This is a genomic window from Thiolapillus sp. (genome assembly GCF_048562965.1).
In the GTDB taxonomy this organism is placed as follows: domain Bacteria; phylum Pseudomonadota; class Gammaproteobacteria; order Chromatiales; family Chromatiaceae; genus Thiolapillus; species Thiolapillus brandeum_A.
In genome coordinates this window covers 1-1,266 of sequence record NZ_JBHNMF010000834.1, presented here as the reverse complement: position 1 = coordinate 1,266, position 1,266 = coordinate 1, and the positions used below count along the sequence as shown (strand labels likewise).

At 51.4% G+C, this 1,266-nt stretch carries 1 protein-coding gene; it reads left to right on the top strand.

The window, feature by feature from the left end:
- Positions 1 to 23: 23 nt before the first annotated feature.
- Positions 24 to 1,266: helicase-related protein (locus ACOCD2_RS20470; RefSeq protein ID WP_419626000.1), on the top strand; the 1,243-nt coding region annotated here is incomplete at its 3' end.

The window sequence follows — 1,266 nt, the reverse complement described above, 5'->3', positions numbered from 1 at the left end:
CCGGTGATTTCACCTTGGCAAGGATGTTTCTGGTACGGGAGTTTGGTCGCCGCCCCAAGCGTGCCAACAATCTGGAAACCATGGGGATGGTGGCCATTTGTTATCCCACGCTGGATACCATCTCAGAGGTGCCAAGCCAAGTTGCCCATGCATCAGGCTTTGATTTGCAAACTTGGCGTGATTTCTTAAAGATTTGTCTGGATTTTTTTGTGCGCGGTGGTGGTTCTATCGATTTCCCGATGGAATGGAAAAACTGGCTGGGTATGCGCTTTGGTCAGAACTGGCTGGTTCCTCACGATCAAGAGCATGTTGGCAAAGGATTGCGTCGTTGGCCCAGTGTCAGTCGGGGCAAGAACAGCAGTCTGCTGGTGCGTTTGTTGGCCTATGTACTCAATGCCGCCCTCGATACACCCACGGGTGCAGACCGGGTGGATGTGGTATTGAGGGCGGCATGGGATACTTTATGTTTCAAAGGATTGTTAAAGGTTGGTGCAGATGGCAGAAGGCTGCCGCTGGAAGAGATCGCCTTTGTTCCCATGAGCAAAGGCTTCGTTTGTCCAGTGACTCGCCGATTCTTGGATACGACATTGAACGGAGTCACGCCTTATCTGCCAAGAACAGCAACCGAAGCAACAGCCTCATGCCAGTCTTACTCTATTCCTTTGTACCCAAAACCTTTTGGTGATGTCACTGATGAGCTGGAGCGGATTCAAATAGCCCGTGACTGGTTGAAAAAGGAGAAAGGACTTCAGTCGCTTCGAGACTTGGGATTGTGGTCTGTGGTAAATGATCGAGTCATCGAACTGGCTCCCTTTTTCAAGACGGCCGAGCACTCGGCACAGCAGGATGCCAATCGGCTGCAAAAATATGAAAAGGATTTTCAAGAGGGCGACATCAACTTGCTCTCTTGTTCCACCACCATGGAGATGGGCATCGATATTGGTGGCATCAGCCTGGTTTCCATGAACAATGTACCGCCACACCCTTCCAGTTATCTGCAACGTGCAGGCCGTGCAGGACGCCGTCAGGAATCCCGCTCCCTGGCTATGACATTGTGTAAATCGAATCCCCATGATCAATCAGTTTTCAGTAACAGTCGCTGGGCGTTTGATACGGTACTGCCATCCCCCAAGGTATCCCTAGACAGTCCAGTCATTGTACAACGCCATGTCCAGGCCATGCTGCTTACGCACTTTCTGCGTACCCGGCTTGCGAGTGCCAATCAGGAACAGCTGACACTGAACTGCGGCAGTTTTTTCCTGGGTG